Source organism: Sphingopyxis sp. Q841 (assembly GCF_052384365.1).
In the GTDB taxonomy this organism is placed as follows: domain Bacteria; phylum Pseudomonadota; class Alphaproteobacteria; order Sphingomonadales; family Sphingomonadaceae; genus Sphingopyxis; species Sphingopyxis terrae_A.
Window position 1 is genome coordinate 1,482,789 of record NZ_JBQSUM010000001.1, and the last position, 20,387, is coordinate 1,503,175.

The window sequence follows — 20,387 nt, forward strand, 5'->3', positions numbered from 1 at the left end:
GCAATCCCTCGAAGCGCTCGCCGCCGTCGGGAAGCTCGGCCGAGACACGGGGCGCCGCGCCGTGCACCTCGGCGCCGACATGATGCGCGACGAGACGGATGATGCGCTCGCCATCGGCGAAGCTCAGCCGTTCGCCGCTGTCGCCGATTCCCTGGCCGAGCCGGTCGACCCAGAGCCGGCCATCGGGATTGAGCATGATTTCGGCAACCTCGGGGTCGCCAAGCCATTCGGCAATCGCTGCGCCCATCGCGGTGCGCAGCATGCGCGCGCTGCGTTGCTGTGCTTCGAGCCCGGCAGAATCTGTGCCCATTGCAACCCCGTTCCAGCTGGCCGGACAAGGGCGCCCGGCGCGGCGGGGTCGAGTAAGAGACGCATGAAAGGCGCAAAATCAACAGCGCAATGCGCGCGGCGTACTGTGGCGTAGAAAGACAGGCGCTGGCGTAGGCGCCCCGAAGCGAAGCGGCCGCCAGCAGCCGCCGAATCGCGGCGTGGGGCTTGTGCCGCGCTCCATTTTGACAAGAGTGTAATTATGACTGATTCGGGGTCGCATCCGTCCGACGATGCCGCGTGCTGGGCGCGGCTCACGGACAAGCAGCGTGCTTGTCTCGATCTGCTGCTTGCGCATCAGACCTCGAAGCAGATAGCGCGGCACCTCAATATCTCGAAGCAGGCCGTCGATTTGAGGCTCACGACCGCGCGGCGCATCATGGGAGCAGACAGCCGGGCTGCGGCGGCGGTTCGCTATGCGCGCCTCAAACAGACCTATGATCGAATATCATGTGACGCGGTCATACTAGCCCCGCAGGCTGAACTGCTGCCATCCGATTTTCCGGACGGAGAGTCGGCTGCATTGGCGCTGGCACACAGCGCATCGCTGACCGAGCGGGCTGATGTTGCCGATGCTCCGACCAAGGGTCTCTGGAGGCACGATCACCCCCGCCTGAGCAGGGCCTGGATCATGGCGGCAATGTTTGTTGCTCTGGTCCTGCTCATATTGGCGGGCGTGACGATCGGCGAAACGCTGACACGGCTGATCTCCGGCTGATTCTTTCATCCCGTACAGCAAGGCGCCGGGGTTCATGCTTCCGGCTGAGGAGAAGTCATGTCCAAGGAAATTGCAATTTCGGCCGCGCGCCTGGCGCGCGACGTGCCAGCGGCCGAGTTCAGGCTCGACGAGGCACTCATCGCGGTGTCGACGCTGATGACGAGCGCGGTGGCCGCCCGCCGGGATGTCGTTGGCGTCCCGGCGACGAAGGGTCAGGCGACGATCCGGCGACTGTTGAAGGCGCAGATCGCTCTGGTCGACGCCAGCGGCGACATCCTGCGGGTTCATGGCGCGCTCGCCGAGATCGGGCGCGAGACCGCGGGCTATGATCTGCATGAATGCCCGTCGGTGGCACAGGCCGGAACCAGGGTGCAGGGCGCTGCGGCCTGACCCCGGTTGACCTCGAGCAATGGCCATGAAAGTTTTGCAGCGTGCGTGTCGCCCTGTTTCTAGCTTTCTTGGCCATTGCCGCCGGTTATGCCGTCTGGAAAGGCGGGGGGCCGGAACGGGTGATGGCAGCGATCGCACTGACAATGGTGGGCTTGGACAAACTACTCCACCTTTTCATTCCGCCGAATTTCGTGTCGCTCGACACAGGTCATCTCGTCATCGACCTTTTTGGAGCCGGCTCCACGGTCGCACTTGCGCTCCTGGCGCATCGTTTCTGGCCGCTCTGCATCGCCGTTTTGCATCTGATGCCGCTGCTGGCCCATACGAGCCGCCTGTTGAGCGCGGGGATGCATCCGGCGGCATATCTCGCGATGCAGGTGGCGACCTCATGGCCGGTACCGGCCATCCTCATCCTCGCAACCTGGCGGCACCAGCGTCGGCTGGCACGCGGCATCAGCGAGCCATGCTGGCTGAGTTCATCGCGGCCGTCGACCCCGACAACAGCGCCGCCCTAGCCGAAAAGCTGCTGACAAAGCATGGCTCGCTCGCGCGGCTGCTCGCGCGCCCTCCCGAAGCGCTGGCGCGCACGCTGGGGGAGAACAGCCAGGTCACGGCGATGTTCGTCGCCGCGCGTGCGCTTTCGCTGGAGGCCATGCGCAGTGATTTTGCCCGCCGTGCGATCGATCCGGTCGACCCGCATCTGCTGCAATATCTGCGCGTATCGATGGGGGCGCTGGCCGACGAGACGCTACGCGTCTTGTTCCTCGATGCATCGCGCCATCTGATCGCCGATGAACAATTGCATCATGGAACGGTCCGGCAGCTTGCCTTCTATCCGCGCACCATATTTTATCGGGCATTCGAACTCGGTGCCGCCGCGATCATTCTCGTCCACAACCATCCGAGCGGAAATTCCGCGCCGAGCGAATGCGATGTTGCGGCTACCGAGCGGCTGGCGGAGATCGGCAGCCTGCTCGATGTCGAACTTCTCGAGCATATCGTCGTCACCGCGAGCGACCACCGGATGATCCTGGCAGGCGGCTCGTCCGCAGGCGCGCGGCTTTCACCCAAGATCATCCTCCGTGACGAGGGCGGCGACTGGTCGAGCGCCCCCGATGCGGGCCGGGCGCTCGCCAATGCCCAGCGGACATCGCGGCGCCGGCTGCTACGGCGCCAGCTGGTGGGGGCGCGGGAGCTCTTCGGCGAACCGGCATGGGACATGCTCATCGACCTGTTCATTCATGAGGCGGAGGGAAAGCCCGTGTCGACCAGTTCGCTCTGTATCGGCTCGGGGCTGCCGATGAGCAGCGCGCTGAGGCTGCTTCAGCGACTTTGCGATATGGGACTGGTGACGCGCGAGCCTGACCAGGCCGACGGAAGGCGTAACTTCATCCGGCTGGCACCCGACCTCGGAAACCGGCTGGTGGCCTATTTTGCGGGTGGCGAAGATTGATAGGAGGCGCCCCGTAGCTGTTGCTCTAGCGACGACCGTCCCGAGCTTGATCCTTACCTTGCAGACGGTCGCCGCGCCGATCCAATGCGGCGGCGCGGGCATCGTATCGACCGCCCGCAGGAGCCGCCGCAACCGGCGCCAGCCACGCCCCCATTTGGGAACCCCGCACCGGCTTCATGAGAGCTGCTCGCCTGCGCCGAGCTGGTTAGCGCCGATACCGGCGTCGCTATCAGAGTGGTCCATGACTTGCGGCAGGCGGCGGCAGCTTCCTTGCAGGCTTCGCCTTCTCGGCCGGTGCGGGCTCGCCCCTGCCGGACTGTTCGGCAGGCGCCTTCTCCAGCGATTGATGCCAAAGCGTGGCCTGCGCATGGGCCTCGACGAACGCCGGTTGGCGCGGCTTGCCGCGCTTCGCGATATGATCGGCGGTAAGCCCGATGCGCGCGACGGGGAAGCCATCGGGGAACAGCAAATAGCCCTGATGGCGCGCAAGGCGGAGTTCGCTTTCGAAGACCGCGGGCCGGGTCTGGCGCTGCCGGCCAAGCGTCATCCGCGGCTTGTCATCGCCGTCGCCCAGCGCATTTGTCATGGTGCGAACCTCGACCTCGCAGGTGCCGATCGTCTCGCTCGCCCAGCGCCGGGACTCGCCGTCGGTCACCTGGAGGAAAAGCTTGGTGTTGCAACAGCCGAGCATGGATTCGGCAAGATCGTCGCCGTAGCGATGACGCATCTGCCCGATAGCCTGGAAGGTCAGCACGACCGCCGCCCCGAACTTCCGCCCTTCAGGCAGCAGGCGCGTGAGATTATCGACGCGCGGCAGGTCGGCCAGCTCATCGAGCAGGAACCAGACACGGCGAACCGGCGACGGAGGCAGCGCGAGCATGGCGCTCGCGGCGCATTCGAGCCAGCAGGCGAGCAAGGGCTTCAGCGCCGAAAAATGTTCCTCCTTCCGGGGCACGAAGATCCAGGGCTTCGCGCCCTTCCGATCGTCAAGGCCAGCGATGAATTCGCGAAAGGCGAAGGGCGCCTCGCCCTCCTCGGGCATGCGCAGGAACTGGATCAGGTTCGCGGCCTTGGTAAGCATGAAAAGCACGCTTCCGGTGGCTCGGTCGGCGTCGTCGGAGAAGGTGCGGGCCGACGAAGTTTCCTTCAGCCAGCTCTTGAGGTCGTCCTTGTCGAGCGTCTTCAGTGCTTCGAGAAGATCGAGGAGGGTGCATCTTTCCTCTTTCCACAGTTCGCGGATCATGTTGGCGACAAGGATGCGGCTGGTTTCAAGCCAGACGTCCTTGGCCTTGTCACTGGCCTCGGCGATGAGCTGGTGCGCGATGCGATCGGCGTCGGCGGGGTGCGCGATCTCGGCGAAGGGCGACCAATAGGCGCAGCGGGCATCGAACGGGTTGAGAATGATGTCGCCGCACTCGGGGCGGTAATAATGGGCAATGAACTCGCCGCTGGTATCATAGACCAGCGCCGCTTCGCCGCGCGCCGCGATCCCGTCAAGCAGCTGGCGCAGCACCGTCGTCTTGCCGCTGCCGGTCGTGCCGACCATCGCCATGTGCCGGGTTTCGAGGCGGCGGGGAAAGGGGATGCGACCGATAGCCAGCGGATGCGTGCCGGCTTCGGCCCGCGCCTGTTTCGCAAGCTCTGTCTCGCTGGCGACCTTGGTGCCGCCAAGCACATGATCCCGAAGCGCCCCCTCGCGGCGCCGCGCCGCGATGTCACGAAGGAGAAACAGGCCCGCCAGCCATGCGAGAAAGCCGACCAGGCTGCCGCGCAGGATGAAAGATTTGGTGATACTGGCCCGGCGGACAAAATAGGGGTCGGCCGCGACGGTGCGAGCCGGGGTCAGATAGTCTCTCCCTTCGTAATGGATCACGATCCCGGGATCGCCTCGGCTGCCGGCAAACCATGACAAGATTTTCGCATGATAATGGGTGCCGGTATCCTGCACGATATGCGGATCGAGCATCAGATAGGGCGCGGCCAGGCCGCCAAGCGCGATCGACGAAAGCATCATGGCGATGTGCCGTTTGAAACGCCACGCCTGGCTGAAGCGAAGATGACGGCGTAGCGTCTCGGCATGGAGCCGGCGGTCATAGGGCTCGCTCATGACCGCTCCCTTGCTGCCGCCCGTTGCCGGTCATCGGCCCCGTAGATCTCGGCGGCTATGGCTTCGTCGGTCTTGCCGCCCTGCGCGCTGCGCCGGGCAGCGCCAGGGCGGCAGGAGCGCCGCGCCAATACCGGGTGAATTGACGCGCGCGAATGCGAGTGGATTGCGCGATCAGCCATCACCGAGCCTTTCGTGACCGCAGCGGGAAAAGCCGATCGGGACCGGCGCCAGGCGCGCGGCCATCGTCCCCCGGCGCGTCCGAACCGGGCGACGATGCAGCGCCGGGGTCATTCTCCAAGCCCCTCGAGAGGACAGCGAAAATATCGGCGCCGCGCCAACCGGGCGCTGGGGGGAGCTGAGCTTCGGCGCGGCGACCGGGCGAGCCGGCTTCGAGGTCGGGCGCAATCGCTGCGACATAGGCGAGGGTTTCGGCGGGCAATTGCCGGCGCCCGGCGACATAGGCGTCGACGCGCCCGGGACCCGCATTATAGGCGGCGAGCATCAACCGAAGGTCGTGATAGCGATCCCACATCGCGCGCAGATAAGCCGTGCCGGCGTGGATATTGGCGCGGGCGTCGAAGGGGTCGGGCCCGAGACGATGCCTTTCCGTCAGCATCGCCCATGTCGCGGGCATGATCTGCATCAGGCCCCTCGCGCCCGCTCGCGAGACGGCGCGCGGGTTGCCGCGGCTTTCGGCATGCATGACGCGCCAGATCCATTCCTCGGGGATGCCGAAGCGCCGCGCCGCATCGGACACCGAGGCCGCGTAAGGATGCACAGGCAGCGGCGCTTCGGCTGCCGCCGCGATGCTCGGCACTGGCGCGGCAAGCGCGGCTGCGGCGGCACCCGCGTGAGCGGCGCGGCCCAAGGCGCGCGCAAGAATGATGCCGCGAAGATGCGTGGAGCCGGTCATCGATCGGCGGCGCCGCGCGCAAGCAAGGAACGCGCGGCGACCTTGCTCGCGTCGCGCCGGCGGCCGAATGGCTCGAAGCTGCTCGATATTGCTTCCCCAAATTGGAAGATGGGCGGGATGGAGTCGCGAGGAGCGCCGGCGCGCGGGTCGATCGATGTACCGCGGGTGACGAGCGGCTGCGCCGTGCCGATCAGCCCGGAGACGGGGATCGGCCCGAAATAGCGGCTGTCGAGACTGTCGCGCGCTGCGTTGATCAGGAATATCTCGCCATGCGCGACGGTGCGGCATCCGGTCCAGATGGGAAGCGGCCGGTTCGCCCGGTCGCGCGCCAGCGCGCGGGCGACGCCCACCCCGTCGATCGTCACGAAGGTGCCCGATCGGCAGACGAGCGCGCCGGGGCGTCCGGCGACGCGCTTGAGAAGCGGCACATCGGGCGGCAGATATCCGCGCGCGCCGAGGAAGCTCGCAAGCTCGGGCGGCGGCACGATCGCGACAAGGTCGCCGGTTCCGGGCGCTGCGCCGACATGGATCCAGTAGAGGCCTACCGCCGCGCTGGCGCTTGCATTCCAGAGGAGACGCGGCGCCGGTTCCAGCCAGCAAATGGCGGTAAAGAGCGCGCCGAACAGCGTCGCCGCCGCGGCGCTCGAGCCAAGCATCGCGCGGTTCGCGCGCCTCCGGTCCGACAGCAGGATCGAACATGGAAAAGAAGGAGGCCCGCACATCAGCGCGATCGCTTCCGCGCGGGATATACCGTGCTGATGCCGGGATCGAAGGTCGATGTGCGGCGGCCAAGGTCGACCCAGGCGTCGAGTTCTTCGATCACATAGAGCACACGCCCCCCAACCTTGCGGAAGACCGGTCCGGTTCCGTAGCAGCGGTGCTTCTCCATCGTGCGATTCGAAAGGCCGACGCGTTTTGCGGCTTCGGGGGTCGTGAGAAAGCGCGGCGGGTGGCGGGTTGCCATGGTAAGCTCCTTTCAGACGCCGGATCGAAGAGCGCTGGCCGGCGGGCGGTGTCGGCTCATGGCGTGAAGCATGAGGCTGGGGGGAGCGGCTGAATTCTGCGGCTATTTTTGTCGCACCGCACGGCCCGACAGCAGAGCGCGGTAGCCGCCGGCTGCGAGCGCCTCAGCCTCGCGGATCAGGCGCTGGGTGCGTCGGCGCTCGGGCGATGCCTTCCATACCGCGCCGCGGCCGGTCGCCAGCCGAGGGTAAACGAGCCGACTGGCGATGGCGTGGCTCGTGGCCCTGGCGGCCTGCCGCAGGTCGAGGATCGAGAGGAGAAGGTCGAGCCGAAGCGCCTGGTAAGCAGTCGGACGCGGGACCGCGGCAGGCGCGGATGCGCCGCGCCGCCACCGGTCGAAATCGCTTAGAGCGGCGAGGCGCATCGCGGTCATCGCATCGAAGGGGACGATAGCGGCGAGCGGGCCATCCCGCCGAGCGCCGCGCAGCCAGACCCGGTAAAATGATGCACCGCCGCCGAGGACCAGGTGCGTCCCCTCGGGCCCGCTATACCGGTGCGCAGGTTGCGGCCAGCAGGCCGGATCGAAGCGCGGCGTGGCCGGGATGCCGGGAGACGCCGCATCGAGGATGACGACATAGGGGCAGAGCGCCGCGTCCCAGAAGGCCGGCGCGTCGACGGCCGGCACGCGGGGGTCGAGCGGGAAAGCTGAGTCCCCATCGCCGGGCCATCACCTCCTGCGACCCGGGCCGCGCGTCGCGCTGCGCGATCAGGCGGGCGTACTGGCTGCAATAATCCGGGCTGCGACGAAGAAATTCCTGGGCATAGCCGGGAAAGTCGAGGCGCGGTCGCCGATGCGTTTCCTCTTTCGCCGCTGCCATGCCACCTCCCCGCAAGCCAGCAGATTCGGGGCTGGAGCGGCAAAGGCCAATTCCATGCCAGGGGCATATATATGCCCATTAGTGGGTATCCCGCCCGGCCAGGCCGGGCGTGAGAGCGGCTCAGTCGCCGCGCCTCGCCAGGGCGTTCAATCCGCCGCGCGACTGCCGACTTTAACTCAGAGCTCCAAAAGACGGCTCCGTCGCAACGCGGGCGACTTCCGTCGCTTTCATAGAGTGCCTCGCCGGGCGTGACCTACCAATCGCGCTGCGGCCTGCCGCAAACGGGCGCGGTACGGCAAGGCGATTGCGCCAAGCTGCCCGGGGTTGGGTTGTCGATGCTCCCTGCCCCCTTCCGCGCCATCAACTCAGGAGGCCCGCCAACACTCGACGCTCAGAGGTGCGCAGGTGGAGGGCGGGGAAAAAGGGCAATTTATGAAAAAACGAAATATGATGATGGCCAGCTTGCTGGGCAGCTCAAGCGCTGCTTGCGTTCTGTTGCCGGCGAGCAGCTTGTTTTTTGTGGCGCCAGCCTATGCCCAGAGCCAGCCGGCGGCCGATACACCATCGCTCCAAACCGAGCAGCTTGTCGGCGTCGGCGAGGCGGCAGAGACGGGCGAAGAAATCGTCGTCACGGGTTCACTGTTTCGCCGCGCCAACACCGAAACACCCTCGCCGGTTACAGTGCTCTCGTCGACAACGCTCGAGCAGCGCGGTTTCAACACCGTCGCCGAAGCCCTTCAGCGCGTCACCGCAGGCAATGCGGGCACGATGACGCAGGGCTGGAACTCGGGGAACAATTTTGCCGCCGGGGCCAATGCCGTAGCGCTTCGCGGACTGACCGTCCAATCGACGCTCAGTGTGTTTGACGGACTGCGAATGGCGCCTTATCCGCTCGCGGACGACGGCCAGCGCAATTTCGTCGATCTCAACACGATTCCGAACGCCGTCATCGAGCGCATAGAAGTCCTGCGCGACGGAGCGTCATCGACCTATGGCGCTGACGCGGTCGCCGGCGTCATCAACGTCATCACCAAAAAGCAGATCGAGGGCCTGCATGCCAATGGATCGGCCGGTGTTTCGCAGCGCGGCGACGCGGGCGAGGTCCGGTTCGACGCGACCTATGGCTATGGCAGCCTCGCTGATCAGGGCTTCAACGTCTATGTCAGCGGCGAATATCTGAAGCAGGATGCGCTATGGGCCCGCGACCGCGGCTATCCCTACAACACCTCCGACTGGAGCAGAATCTGCAACGCGGCGGGCTCCTGCCTGCCCAACCTCAATCCGAATGGCGTAAGCCCCGACGGCTACTTCAACGGCTTCTCGGCCGTTCCGGGCGTAGCCGCCGTTCGTCCCGTGACGACCGACGGGGCAAGCATCGGCTCCGGCCGCTTCGCCTATCTGAATCCGGCGGCGGGATGCGGACGTTGGGACACCATCCAGGTGACACCCGCGCAGGTCGACGAAGCGGTGACGGCGCCGGCCGACGGCCGTGTCTGCACCTATAATCCGACGGGCCAATATTCGATGCTGCAGCCCGATATTGAACGCTATGGATTCACCGCGCGCTTTACAGCGAACCTCGGCGAGGATCATCAGCTTTACGCGCAGGGCAATTTCTATCAGACCAATACCTTCTCATCGTCGGCACCGCGCAGCTGGACCGATCGTCCGACCGTTCCACGCAGCGGCGCGGTTGTCTATAATGTGATCGCGCCCGTCTATGTCTGCCCCACGGGGGTCGGCACGCTCAACGGCGTGGGAACCGGGTGCAACGCCACCAATGGTGTGCTCAATCCTTACAACCCCTATGCGGGCGCGGGGCAGACTGCCCAGATCCAGTTCATGCCGGATCGTCCAACAACCGACGAGACGTCCGGGCGTTCTCTGCGCGGTGCGATCGGCCTGTCGGGTTCCTTCGGGGACAGCTGGCGCTATTCGGCAGAATTCACGGCGTCTAACGTACAGCTCACCCGCGTCCAGAACGGCTATGCGATTCCGCAGCGGATCATGGACGTCGTTGCGCGCGGGACATTCAACTTTGCCAATCCCGAAGCCAATTCGCAGGCGGTGTGGGATTATGTGATGCCGACGAACATCACGCGATCGGAATCGAACCTGTGGCAGGCCACCGCCAACCTCACCCGTTCGCTGTTCGAATTGCCGGGCGGCACGCTCGAAGCTGCTTTGGGCTTGGCCTATCGTCATGAATCGATCGATGCGCCCAGCGCCAATCCGCAGAACGACGCCCATCCCTATGATCGCTATTATGTGATCAATGCCGTCGGCACATCGGGCAGCCGCAACGTCTTCTCCGGCTTCGGGGAAATCAATGCGCCGATCCTCGATCAGCTCGAAGTCAATCTGTCGGGACGCTACGACAGCTATTCTACCGGACAGAGCAATTTCTCGCCGAAGGTGGGCGTCAAGGTCACGCCGATCCCGCAGATCGCTCTGCGCGGCACCTGGTCAAAGGGCTTCCGCATTCCGAGCTTCAACGAATCCTTCGGTACTCCGACCACCGGCTTCGTATCGCAGGGCGGCGGCACCTTCTGTGCGACCTATGCGGCATTCTGCGCCGCGCATGGCAACAACGCCTATGCCACCTCGCCGTTTTCGGTGGGCCTGACCAACGTCGGCAATCCGAAACTGTCCCCGGAACGGTCCGAAAATATCACCCTTGGCGCAATTTTCGAGCCGATTCCGAACCTGAGTTTCACGATCGATTTGTGGCGGATCAAGGTCCGCGACCAGATCGTCGGCGTCAGCAACATCGGCCCGGTCATCGCTGCCTATTATGCCAACAACGGGGTAGTGAATATTCCGGGCTTCACCGTGACTCCCGGCGTTGTCGACCAAGCAAACCCCAGCGCGCTGCCGCACATCGGCACCATCCTTGCCTCTTATGCCAATGCCAACCGGCAGGAACTTCAGGGTGTCGATCTTGGCGTCAACGCACGGTTCGACCTGACCGACAATCTGCGCCTGACAAGCGCGTTCGAGGCGTCCTATCTCGACAGGAACCATCTGACGCTGGTCGATCCGCTGACGGGCGAAGCCCAGGATCCGCAAAAGTTCGAGGGGACGCTCAGCCCCTGCAACACGACGTCCTGCTCAGGTTCGCCCAAGTGGCGCGCCACGTGGCAGAACACGCTGGCGTTCGGCAATACGACGGTTTCGGTAACGGCTTACTACACCGCCGGCTATCACGTCTCGCAAGTCGATTTCGGCGCGACGCCGGGCGATTGCGCAAGCGCGGTAGACGCGGGTGCAGCGGCCTATCCCGACGGAAGCCCGGTGATGTGCAAGTCGAAGGCGATCTGGAACGTCGATCTGACCGCGTCGCAAAAAGTGAACGACAAATTCACCCTCTATGCCAATGTCCTGAATCTGTTCGACACCAAGGCGCCGTTCGATCCGAACGCGGCCTATGGCATTTACGGTTACAACCCGGCGTGGGCGGGCCCGAACATCATGGGCCGCTACTTCCGCATCGGCGCCAAACTCGACTTCTAGGAGTTCGCTACCCAGCAGCTGGGGGGGCGGCGTTTATCGCCTCCCCCCTTTTTTTGCACGTAATTAGCGGCGATAGTCTTGCCCGGAACGACGTCTTTCTGATCAATCGCCGGGTGCGCAGATAAATTCGCCAGTCTATTCGGGCCGAAAGCGCGTCAGCCTTCCATCGGCAGCGGCGGATGCGGTCCAGACGACCGCCTTATATTGGAACGCGAGCCTGTACCGCCGCTCACCGTCCGCTTTGACCTCCAGCAATTCCACCGTTCGCAGCGGGCCCATGCCGCGCAGCATCGCGCGCGCGAATGGCGAGACGATACTCGATGCGTCATCCTGCCCGGTCGGAGCGAACGCCGCCGCCGCGCCGGTGTCGCCCGCCGCGGCCTTTGTCACCGCGACGCGAATATTTGCCGCGATCGCCGGGCGATCATCCGCGATTACGGGTTCCGGCGCCAATGGCGGCAACAAGGTGTCGATGATCGCCTCTGCGATCAGCGGGTGCAGGACCTGCTGGTTCGTCAGCACGATGACCGTCAGCTTGCGATCCTCGATGCGCCAGATGTCGGCAAGCGCCGGCCCACCGCTATGCCCCGCCAGCGTGACGCCGCGATAGGGGCGCGCGATCCAGCCCAGGCCGAAAGGCGCGCGGCGGCCGTTGGTCAACGTCGCCGCTTTCTCGAGCTCACGGATGCTTTCCGGTTTCAGCACGCGCCCAGCATCGAGACCTGCGAACAGCTTGGAGAGGTCTTCGATTGAAGAATAGAGGCCGCCCGCGCCATATCCTTGCGGTGCAAAGAAGAAATCGCTCGTCGTCAGCCTGTCGTCGCGCAGACCATAGATCTGGGCGCGTCGCGGCAGCAGGTCGCCGATGCGCACGGTGCCGTCGTCGCTCGCATTGGCGAATGCCGTTGCGCGCATATCCAGCGGCTCGAACAGCTGCTTGTGCAAAAGTCGCGGCAAGCTGTCGCCGCCCGCTTTCTCCAATATGACGCGCAGTACCGTAAAATCTGTAAATCCATATCGCGCCTCGCTCCCCGGGACATAAGCGAGCGGCGCGGCCATCGTGGTGGTGAGAATGCTCTCAAGCGTCGCATCGCGCGTCGCGCCGCGTTGCTCAGCCAGCCCCGATGTGTGATCGGCCAATTGCCTGACGCGGATGGCTGACCAACTGGCAGGCGCGTCCGGAAGCCAGCGCGTCACGGGGTCGTCGAGACCGAGCTTGCCCTGTTCGGCGAGCCGCATCAGCAGCATGCCGGTAAACATCTTGGTTGCCGAAGCGAGCTGGAACCGCGTGTCGAGCCCGACCGGCGCATCCCATTCAAGATTGGCGGTGCCATAGGCCGCGATCTTCACGATCCGCCCCTGCTCGACGACCGCGACCGCCACGCCGGGAATGTGGTTCAATTCCATTTGCCGGCCGACGATCAAGTCTATCGGATCGGGACGGGGCGCGGAAAGCGCTGGGGTGGCCCAGGTGCCGACGGCGGCTGCAAGGAGGAGCGCGAGCGTGCGCGGCACCCTTTTGCTCTTACGCCGGCTCGTGCTGCCCGAAATCCGCATCGCGCATATCCTCTGGTCTTTGGTCGGTTCCTGCCGCGACGCCCGCTATGGTAAGGACGACATCGCGATCAGCAACCTTGATGAATGAACCCGCTCAAACGCCAATGGCACGGTCCGGATTTTCATCCAGACCGTGCTATCGTACCCGCTTGGGGTGGGACTAATCCCCAAGGGGAGAGACGTCAGAAGCGGACCGTGAGGCCTCCCATGACGCTATTGCGCTTCGTGCCCGCGAATTCCCCGGCATATCCGGCCTGGACGCGGACACTGTCGGTGAAGTCGAGACCAAGGCCGACGGCGACGCGCATCGCGGTCTTCTCGCGCTCGATGCCGTTCACCACGATCGCGCTGCCGGCGCCGGTGAATTGGCCCGAGACCAGGACGTCGCCATCGCTCAGCATCTGGCGCACGCCCAGCTGGGCATAGGGCGTGATGCCGATGCCCCCGGTCTGGAAGCGGCCGGACACATTGACAGCCGCCTCACCGAAGAGGCTGCTCCTGCTGCCCTTGTCGATGGTAAGACCGAAATCACCGGCCCCCTGCTCGACCGCCGCGCCGCGGCTGGTGCGGACATAGGTCACGCCCAATTTGGGTGCGATCGACCACGAACCCAGCTGCACCTGATAGTCGACGCCCAGATCGACCACCCAGCTATTAAGGTCGTATTTCGCCTTCGCCTCGCTGTCGGTCACCAACAGCCGGCGATGGGTCTCGGCCTTGCCGCCGCTGACCGCCAGCAGCCCATGGATGCCAAAGCCGCCCAGCGCCGCGTCGGCAAAGACACCGCCAGCCAGCGCATCCATATCGGTCTTCGCACCCAGGCCACCGATCGTCTGATCGCTGTTCAGGCCGCCGAAGAACAGGCCGACCTGCGCATCTTCCCCGAAGCCGTAGCCGACGCCGCCGAAGAAGCCGGTGCGGGTCAGATGACTGTGCGAGGCGCCAGTGTTGCCGCCGGTGGCATTGACGTCGGCACTTCCAGTGAGGAACTGGCCAAAGCTGTATAGCCCGCTATGCCCAGCCTTGGCCGCCTTGGCGCTTTGAGCCCCATCGACCAGCGACAGGCTGTTCTCGATCCCGAGTTGCAGCGCCGAGCCATAGGCTTCGGGCGTGAGCTGGCGGAACGCCGCCTGGTTGACGACGCCTTGCGCGTCGACGAGCACTGGCAGCCCGGCCGTGAAGGCTTGCACGCCATAACCGCCGCGCAGCACCTCGTTGGCATAATCGACACTGGCGTGGATGTTGGTCGGATAGGCATCGTCGTTGAGGAACTCGCTCTGAATCTGGAGCTTGTTGCCATTCTGGACGACGAAGCCGAAGACGTCCGCCGATTTGTTGATCGTCGTGAAGCGGCCGGTGATACCGCCCTGCGCCACGACAAGGTCGAGCGTGTTGCCCGGCGTCCCCTGCAGTACGCCGGTGATGTCGATCGCGGCGCCGTTCGCGATGGTCAGCTTGCCCGAGATGTTGAGCAGGTCGCTGACCGTCGGCGAGACTTCGATGAGCAGGTTGGAACCCGCCGCGAAGTTGACATTGCCGTTGACGGTCATCGTCCCCGGCGATGCGCCCGGCGAGAGCGTGCCCGCCACATTGATGTCGGCGTTCACGATACCCGCCGAGCCAAAGGTCGCGCCATGGGCCACCTCGATCGCGCTGCTCGAGGAGATGACGCTGCCGGCCTGACCGATCAGGCGTCCGCCGGTGATGCTGACATTGTCCCAGCTGCTGGTGCCCGCGATCGAGACCACGCCGCCCGCGACGTCGAACTTTTCGAAGCTGCTATAATTCGATCCGTCGAACGCGGTCGGCGAGGCATAGGTACCGCTGGTGTCGAAACGCAGGCGATCGGTGCCGGCGCCGCCCGTGACGGTGCCCGAGATGCCGTCGAGACCGGTCAGGGTGAGCGTGTCGTCGCCGTCGCCCAGATCGACATTGCCCTCGATCGACCCGGCGACGATCAGCGTGTCCGCCCCCGCGCCGCCCGTAACATCAGCGATCAATTGCTTGCCCGCCAGTATATTGACGGTGCCGTTGTTCAGGAACACGCCGCCGGTGTGGGCGGCGTCCTCGTCGATGCGCAGCTCGCCCGCACCGGACGCTTCCAGCCGCTCGAACCCGCTCTGCTGCAGGCTGCTGAGCAGGCGTGTCGTGCCGGCATTCTGGATCAGCGCCAGCGTGTCATTGCCTTCGCCGCCGGCCACAACGCCCGCGACGGTCGCGCCGCTGCCCAGGGTGAAGCGGTTGTCGGCATCGTCGAAGATCACGCCCGACGCGGTAAGGTGGGTGTCCTCGCCAAGTTCGAAATGCCCGCCCTTCACATTCACCGTTTCAAAGCTGTAACTGCCGCCCGTTAGCGCCAGCGTCCCCTCGCCTTCGGACACCAGATCCTCGAACGAGATGATCTGCGACGCGACCACCGTGCGGCTATCGGCCGCGCCCGACTGGACGCGGAGCAGATCGCGACCCGCGCCGCCGTTGACAGTGCCTTCGAACTTCACGCCTTCGCCGATGATCAGCTCATTATCGATATCGCCGGTGAAGTTGACCTGCTGGCCCGCACCCAGATCGCCAGTCAGGGTAAGCGGCGATGCGCCCGACACATTCGCGATTTCAAAGCCGTACATGCCCGCGATCGACGATGCACCGGTCAGGTTGAGGTTGAGCGTGTCGGTGCCTGCCCCGCCATCGAGCGCGCCTTCAAGCAGTCCCGAAAGCTGCATCGTCAGCGTGTCGTCGCCGCCGCCAAGCGAAACGCCGCCCGTCAGCGCGCCCTCGATGGTCACGGATTGCGCGCTGTCGTCGCCAATCACGTTGCGAACCGAACCATTGCTGCCGGTGAGCACCAGATTGGCATTTTCGAGCAGTTCGAGATTGTTATAGGTCTGCCCCGCGTCGAGATTGACCGTCAGCGTGCCCGGGCCATAGGCGCCGAACGAGTCGAAGTTGACCACCGAACCGGGGATCGAGCCGTTGCCGCCGTCGAGGTTGAACACGAAGGTGTTGTTCCCCGCGCCGCCGTCGATCGTTCCGGTCACGGTGCCGCCGCCGCGTGCGATATAGCGATCGTCGCCATCACCAAGATCGAGATCGCCATCGATCGTGCCCGCGTTGGTGACGACGTCGTTGCCGCCGTTCATATAGACGCTGCCGTCGACCGTGGCGCCGGCCTTCAGCGTCAGCGTGTTCGCACCATTGTTGCCGCCGATATCGCCGCTGAAGGTGACGCCTTCGGCAATGCTGGCGTTACCGCCATCTTCGTTGGCCAGCGACACCGTCGCGCCGTCGCCGAGCAGCAACCGCCGATAGCCGTCGGTGCTCTGGTCGATGTTGAGCATGCCCGCGCCTTCGGCGGCAAGCAGTTCAAAGCCGGTGATGTTGCCGGTCGAGCTCAGGTTGCGCGTCTGCCCCTGCGCCAGCTTGAACGCCAGCGTGTCGATGCCGTCGCCGCCGTCGACAAGGCTGCTCACATTGCCCGTGCCTTCGAGCGTCAACTTGTTATTGCCTTCGCTGAAATTGACGCCGCTGGCCGATGACAGCGACGCGCCGTCGCCGATGCTGAGATTGCCGGCGATGTCGACCGACTCGAAGCTGTAGCTCTCGCCGTTCAGGGCCAGCGTGCCGTCGCCGCCGGTGATCAGACGCTCGAACGAGACCAGCTGCCCCGCGATGATCGTGCGGTTGCTCTCGGCGCCGGTGTTGATTTCGATCGTATCGGTGCCGGCACCGCCGTCGGCGCGTCCATTGAAGGTCGCCTCCGTATCGACGATGAAAAGATTGTCCGCCTCGTCGAAATTGATCGACTGGCCCGCACCCAGCGTGCCCGCGAGCGTCAACGACGCGCTGCCGGCGACATTCACCACTTCGAAATTGAACAGGTCGTTGACCGTCGAGGCCGCAGTCAGCTTGAGATTGAGCGTGTCGGTGCCGGCCCCGCCATCGAGCGCGCCCGACAGCTCACCGCCCAGGTTCAGCGTCAGAACATCGTCGCCGCCGCCCAGTGAAACGCCGCCGGTCAACGCGCCGTCGATCGTCACATTCTGGGCGCTGTCATCGCCGATGACATTTTCGACCGAGCCGTTCGAACCCGTGAGGACCAGATCCGCCCCTTCGAGCAGTTCGAGATTGGTATAGCTCTGTCCCTTGTCGAGGTTGACCGTCAGCGTGCCCGGACCATAGGCGCCGAACGAGCTGAAATTCAGGACCGATCCCGGAATTTCTCCCTCGCTTCCTTCCAAGCGGAAGACGAAGGTGTTGTTGCCGGCGCCGCCGTCGATGTCGCCGGTCACGATCCCGCCGCCCGATGCGATATAGCGATCGTCGCCGTCGCCGAGGTTCACATTCCCCTCGATCCGGCCCGAATTGGTGACGACGTCGTCACCCGCCCCCATGTCGACGTCCCAGCCGATCGTGCCGCTGTTTTCGAGGCTGTCGTTACCGCCGCCCATCGACACGCCGCCCGCGATCGTTCCGGCGTTGACGATCTGTTCGTCCTGGTCGGTTCCGGTGAAGGTATAGCCGCTGTTGCCGCTCGCCGACGAAACGCTGTCCCCGGCATCGACGTGCACGGCGATACTGGCAAGCTGCAGCGAATCGGAGTCGATATTGCCAAAAATCGACACCTTGCCCGACCCTGCGGTGCCCTGCAGCCGGGTCAGCGCCTCGAACCCGAAGAACTGGCCTGCATTGATGCGCTTCGCGATATCGCCGGTGAGATCAACCGCGATGATATCGTTCCCGTCGCCGCCATAGGCCGACCCGGTCAGGCTGCTGCCGCCGCCGAACACATAGGTGTCGTCGCCTTCGCCAAGCCGCAGATCGCCATCGAGTTTGCCATAATTGCGGAACTGGTCGTCATAATCGCCCAGATCGACATTGCCCTGAATCAGGTTGCGATTGGTGATGCTGTCGGTCGTGCCCACAGTGTGAACGGCGCCGGCCAGGCGGCGATAGGCCTCGGCTACGCCCTGATCCTCGCGGAACAATGTTTCCGCGTGCCCGCGAATTGTTCCGTCATTTTCAAGCTCGAAGGCCGCGCCTGCCGCCCCGTCGCCGCCGACGATAACGGCGCTGGAGCCGGCGCCCATCGCCTCGATGGTGCCGCTGTTGATGACACGTCCCTTGGCGGTGTCGCCATTCAGCCCGATAAGGACGGCCGCGTTGAAACGGACGGTGCCATCATCCGAATTCGTCCATGCGCCGCCATTGGCCGAAATCAAGCCGCTGTTGACCAGTGACGACACCAGCATCGGCTGATCGGGATCAAGGCGCGATACGATAAGGACGCCTCGTCCACCCATCCCGTCGACGCGGATCGTGCCGCTGTTCACGACCTCATTGTGGGCACTGTCGAGCGAAACGCCGCTCACTCCGCGACCGGTCGTTTCAACCAATCCTTCGTTGCGGAAGCGCAGGCTGTTGTCGACCTCATAGCTGATGTCATAGAGGCGGACGCCGTATTGCTCGTAATCATAGAATGTTTCTTGCGCGCCGCTGTTGCGGATCGTCCCCGTGTTCACGACGTTGGCAAGCGGACCATCGGAGTTCGAGGCATCGAACTGCATCCCCAACGCATGATCATAGTCCGATGTCGTTTCGATCGTTCCCTCGTTGCGGAACTCTAGCGTTTTCACCGAGCTGCCGAGGTCGCCGACATTGAAGAAAACGCCATCGCCGCCGGTCGCGCGGATCAGCGCGGTGTTGAGGAAGCTGGTGACGCCTGCCCGGCCATAGACGCCCTTGGTGCTGACCACATCGGCATTATTGGTAAAGCGCATACCGCGCATCACGTTGGCAATGTCGCGCAGATAGACGCCGAAACCATCAGCATTGATCTTCGCTGAGTTGACGACCGAGCCATCGCCGACGAGCATCAGCCCGGCGTCGAGCGTCTGCGACGCCGCGACGGTGACGATGGTATCGGCGCCCGATGCTTCGATCCCGTGCATTTCGAAGCCGCTGTTGCCGTTGCCGAGAATGTCGTTCGACAGCGTGTTGGTCGCACTTGCGGCAAAGGAACGGCCATAGCCGTCGAGGCCTTCGCCGCCCTCGATCGTGCCGGTCACGCCATTGGTCGCACCGGTATAGAGGAACATGTCTTCGCGATTACCAAGATCGACGTCGCCGGTGATCGTGCCCGAATTGACCACCATGTCGGTGCCATCGCCGCCCTGAACGGCGATGCGGCGGCCGTCGACCGTGCCGCCAGTGATCGTTCCGGCGCGGGTGCCGCCTTTCGAGAAGTTCCATACGGTATTGCGAAGCACCATCGTGCCGCGCAGGCTTTCGACCGCGGCGCCGGTATTGGCGCTGATGTCGCCGACATTTTCGATATAATTGTCGCCGTTGGCGGCGAGAACGCCGCTGGTGCCACCGATGATGTTGCCAAAACCGCCACTGGCCGCGCCCGTTCCACTGCTATTCTCGGTCAGGATATTATAAAGCTTCCCGTCGTCCAGCCGGACCCCGACGCCGGAGGCATCCGAATTGCCAGATTGCCCGCCCACGCTGATCTTCGTCGAATTGAAGACCCGGCCCGAGCTTTTGATCAGCGTCACGTTCGGGAAAGCCGCATTGGTCGAATTGACCCAGGTATTGGCTTCGAGAAAGATATCCGCATTGCCGCCGACAATCGCGGTGCCTTCCAGAATCTGGACGCGCGAATTATTCCTCAGCCGCAGCGATTCGGCGTTGGTCACGTCGATCAGACCCCTGAAGGTGCTTCCACCACCAACGTCGCCCTCGATAATGAGCGAGAGCTTGCCGTCGCCCCCAGCTCCCTGGTCCTGCGACGTCGACCCCGACAGGACGCGGATCGCCTGCTGTGTTTCCTTGGGCTGATCGGCCGCCGCCACCGAAAAGGTCAGCACGATCGTGCCGTCACCGGCAAATTGAAGCGGCCCGTGACGCAGGTTCATAAATGCGTTGTCGGGAAGCTTCGACGGATCGCTGGGAATGGGCGAGCGCGAGCGATTTTCGAGCGTGAGGACCGTGTCATTCCCCGACGCTTCATAAACCGTTCCGCCGTCGAATGGCGTGCCCGTCGCCGAATCCGCGCGCACGAACTGCTGCGTCGTATTGCCCTTCGGTTCGGTGAACACGACATTCTGCGTCTGGCTGGAATTTGCACGGAGCCACACCGTGTCGCGCCCCCCCGCATCGGTAAGCGGGCCGGTCGTCAGGCCGGTCAGGTCGAGGACGCCGGTGTCGGCATTGACGCGCGAGATGTCGACGACGACCCGGTCGTTGCCCGCGCCCAGCTCGACCGCGACCGGGGCCTGCCCCTCTTCCAGAACGACCGTCTGATCCTGCGCCCGGGCAGACGCCGCCATCATCAGGGGGACGAGCGCGCCGCCGAGCAGAAGCGCGGCCCGGCCGCGGATTGCTGCGCTGCCGCGGCGAGGAGAAAGGGCGGCGGAATTGATACGGTTCACTGGAAACATCCTTCGGTTCGATTGCATTGAAGCTGGACGCGCGCGAGGCGCTCGCCGTGCCGCTAGGATGAAGCGAAGGGTGCAGGCCGCGCTTTTGCGACCGATCCGGACGAGCCAGCGATGAAAATTCCGGCGCAA

The 20,387-nt window shown here is 64.6% G+C and carries 13 protein-coding genes and 2 pseudogenes; 6 read left to right on the top strand and 9 right to left on the bottom strand.

Annotated features, from left to right (window positions below):
- Positions 1–310, bottom strand: a pseudogene (locus tag ACT17R_RS07320) (P-type conjugative transfer ATPase TrbB); the annotation flags it as partial.
- A gap of 219 nt (positions 311–529) precedes the next feature.
- Between ACT17R_RS07320 and ACT17R_RS07325 the strand changes: the two are divergent.
- The 4 genes from ACT17R_RS07325 to ACT17R_RS07340 all read left to right on the top strand — a co-directional run bounded on the left by ACT17R_RS07325 (position 530) and on the right by ACT17R_RS07340 (position 2,888).
- Positions 530–1,045, top strand: a complete 516-nt coding sequence (locus tag ACT17R_RS07325; RefSeq protein WP_062901510.1) for a LuxR C-terminal-related transcriptional regulator — start codon at positions 530–532, stop codon at positions 1,043–1,045.
- A 57-nt stretch (positions 1,046–1,102) separates the two neighbouring features.
- A complete protein-coding gene (locus ACT17R_RS07330) occupies positions 1,103–1,435 on the top strand; it encodes a hypothetical protein (RefSeq protein ID WP_186401566.1) in 333 nt (110 codons plus the stop codon).
- Positions 1,436–1,503: 68 nt separating this feature from the next.
- A complete protein-coding gene (locus ACT17R_RS07335) occupies positions 1,504–1,950 on the top strand; it encodes a hypothetical protein (RefSeq protein WP_062901508.1) in 447 nt (148 codons plus the stop codon).
- Positions 1,899–2,888, top strand: coding sequence for a JAB domain-containing protein (locus ACT17R_RS07340; RefSeq protein WP_186401565.1), 990 nt, complete (start codon positions 1,899–1,901; stop codon positions 2,886–2,888). The genes ACT17R_RS07335 and ACT17R_RS07340 overlap by 52 nt, the downstream gene beginning before the upstream one ends.
- Positions 2,889–3,117: 229 nt before the next feature.
- On the opposite strand, the gene ACT17R_RS07345 is transcribed toward ACT17R_RS07340, so the two are convergent.
- The 6 genes and pseudogenes from ACT17R_RS07345 to ACT17R_RS07370 form a co-directional block, all read right to left on the bottom strand.
- Positions 3,118–4,995, bottom strand: a complete 1,878-nt coding sequence (locus ACT17R_RS07345; protein ID WP_444809207.1) for a type IV secretion system DNA-binding domain-containing protein — start codon at positions 4,993–4,995, stop codon at positions 3,118–3,120.
- A gap of 178 nt (positions 4,996–5,173) precedes the next feature.
- Positions 5,174–5,908, bottom strand: a complete 735-nt coding sequence (locus ACT17R_RS07350) for a lytic transglycosylase domain-containing protein (protein WP_444809208.1) — start codon at positions 5,906–5,908, stop codon at positions 5,174–5,176.
- Positions 5,905–6,564, bottom strand: a complete 660-nt coding sequence (locus ACT17R_RS07355) for a S26 family signal peptidase (RefSeq protein WP_444809209.1) — start codon at positions 6,562–6,564, stop codon at positions 5,905–5,907. The genes ACT17R_RS07350 and ACT17R_RS07355 overlap by 4 nt, the downstream gene beginning before the upstream one ends.
- Positions 6,565–6,629: 65 nt before the next feature.
- Positions 6,630–6,872 carry a helix-turn-helix transcriptional regulator gene (locus ACT17R_RS07360; protein ID WP_062901505.1) on the bottom strand — a complete coding sequence of 81 codons (243 nt, stop codon included), beginning with the start codon at positions 6,870–6,872 and terminating at the stop codon, positions 6,630–6,632.
- A 102-nt stretch (positions 6,873–6,974) separates the two neighbouring features.
- Complete coding sequence (locus ACT17R_RS07365; protein ID WP_444809210.1) at positions 6,975–7,556, bottom strand: DNA -binding domain-containing protein; 582 nt, start codon at positions 7,554–7,556, stop codon at positions 6,975–6,977.
- A gap of 25 nt (positions 7,557–7,581) precedes the next feature.
- A pseudogene (locus ACT17R_RS07370) lies at positions 7,582–7,749 on the bottom strand (transcriptional regulator domain-containing protein); the annotation flags it as partial.
- Between the two features lie 519 nt (positions 7,750–8,268).
- Here ACT17R_RS07370 and ACT17R_RS07375 point away from each other — a divergent pair.
- Positions 8,269–11,262, top strand: coding sequence for a TonB-dependent receptor plug domain-containing protein (locus ACT17R_RS07375; RefSeq protein ID WP_444809211.1), 2,994 nt, complete (start codon positions 8,269–8,271; stop codon positions 11,260–11,262).
- Positions 11,263–11,397: 135 nt separating this feature from the next.
- Here ACT17R_RS07375 and ACT17R_RS07380 read toward each other — a convergent pair whose 3' ends face one another.
- Positions 11,398–12,819 (bottom strand): serine hydrolase domain-containing protein, encoded by a 1,422-nt coding sequence (locus ACT17R_RS07380; protein WP_444809212.1) that lies wholly within the window; start codon positions 12,817–12,819, stop codon positions 11,398–11,400.
- On the opposite strand from ACT17R_RS07380, the gene ACT17R_RS07385 reads away from it, so the two are divergent.
- Positions 12,767–12,907, top strand: a complete 141-nt coding sequence (locus ACT17R_RS07385) for a hypothetical protein (protein WP_202988449.1) — start codon at positions 12,767–12,769, stop codon at positions 12,905–12,907. The two genes, ACT17R_RS07380 and ACT17R_RS07385, sit on opposite strands and share 53 nt — an antisense overlap.
- Positions 12,908–13,001: 94 nt before the next feature.
- Here the strand turns inward: ACT17R_RS07385 and ACT17R_RS07390 are convergent, their stop codons facing one another.
- Entirely contained in the window at positions 13,002–20,249 is a 7,248-nt protein-coding gene (locus tag ACT17R_RS07390) for a hypothetical protein (protein ID WP_444809213.1), read from the bottom strand.
- Positions 20,250–20,387 lie beyond the last annotated feature (138 nt).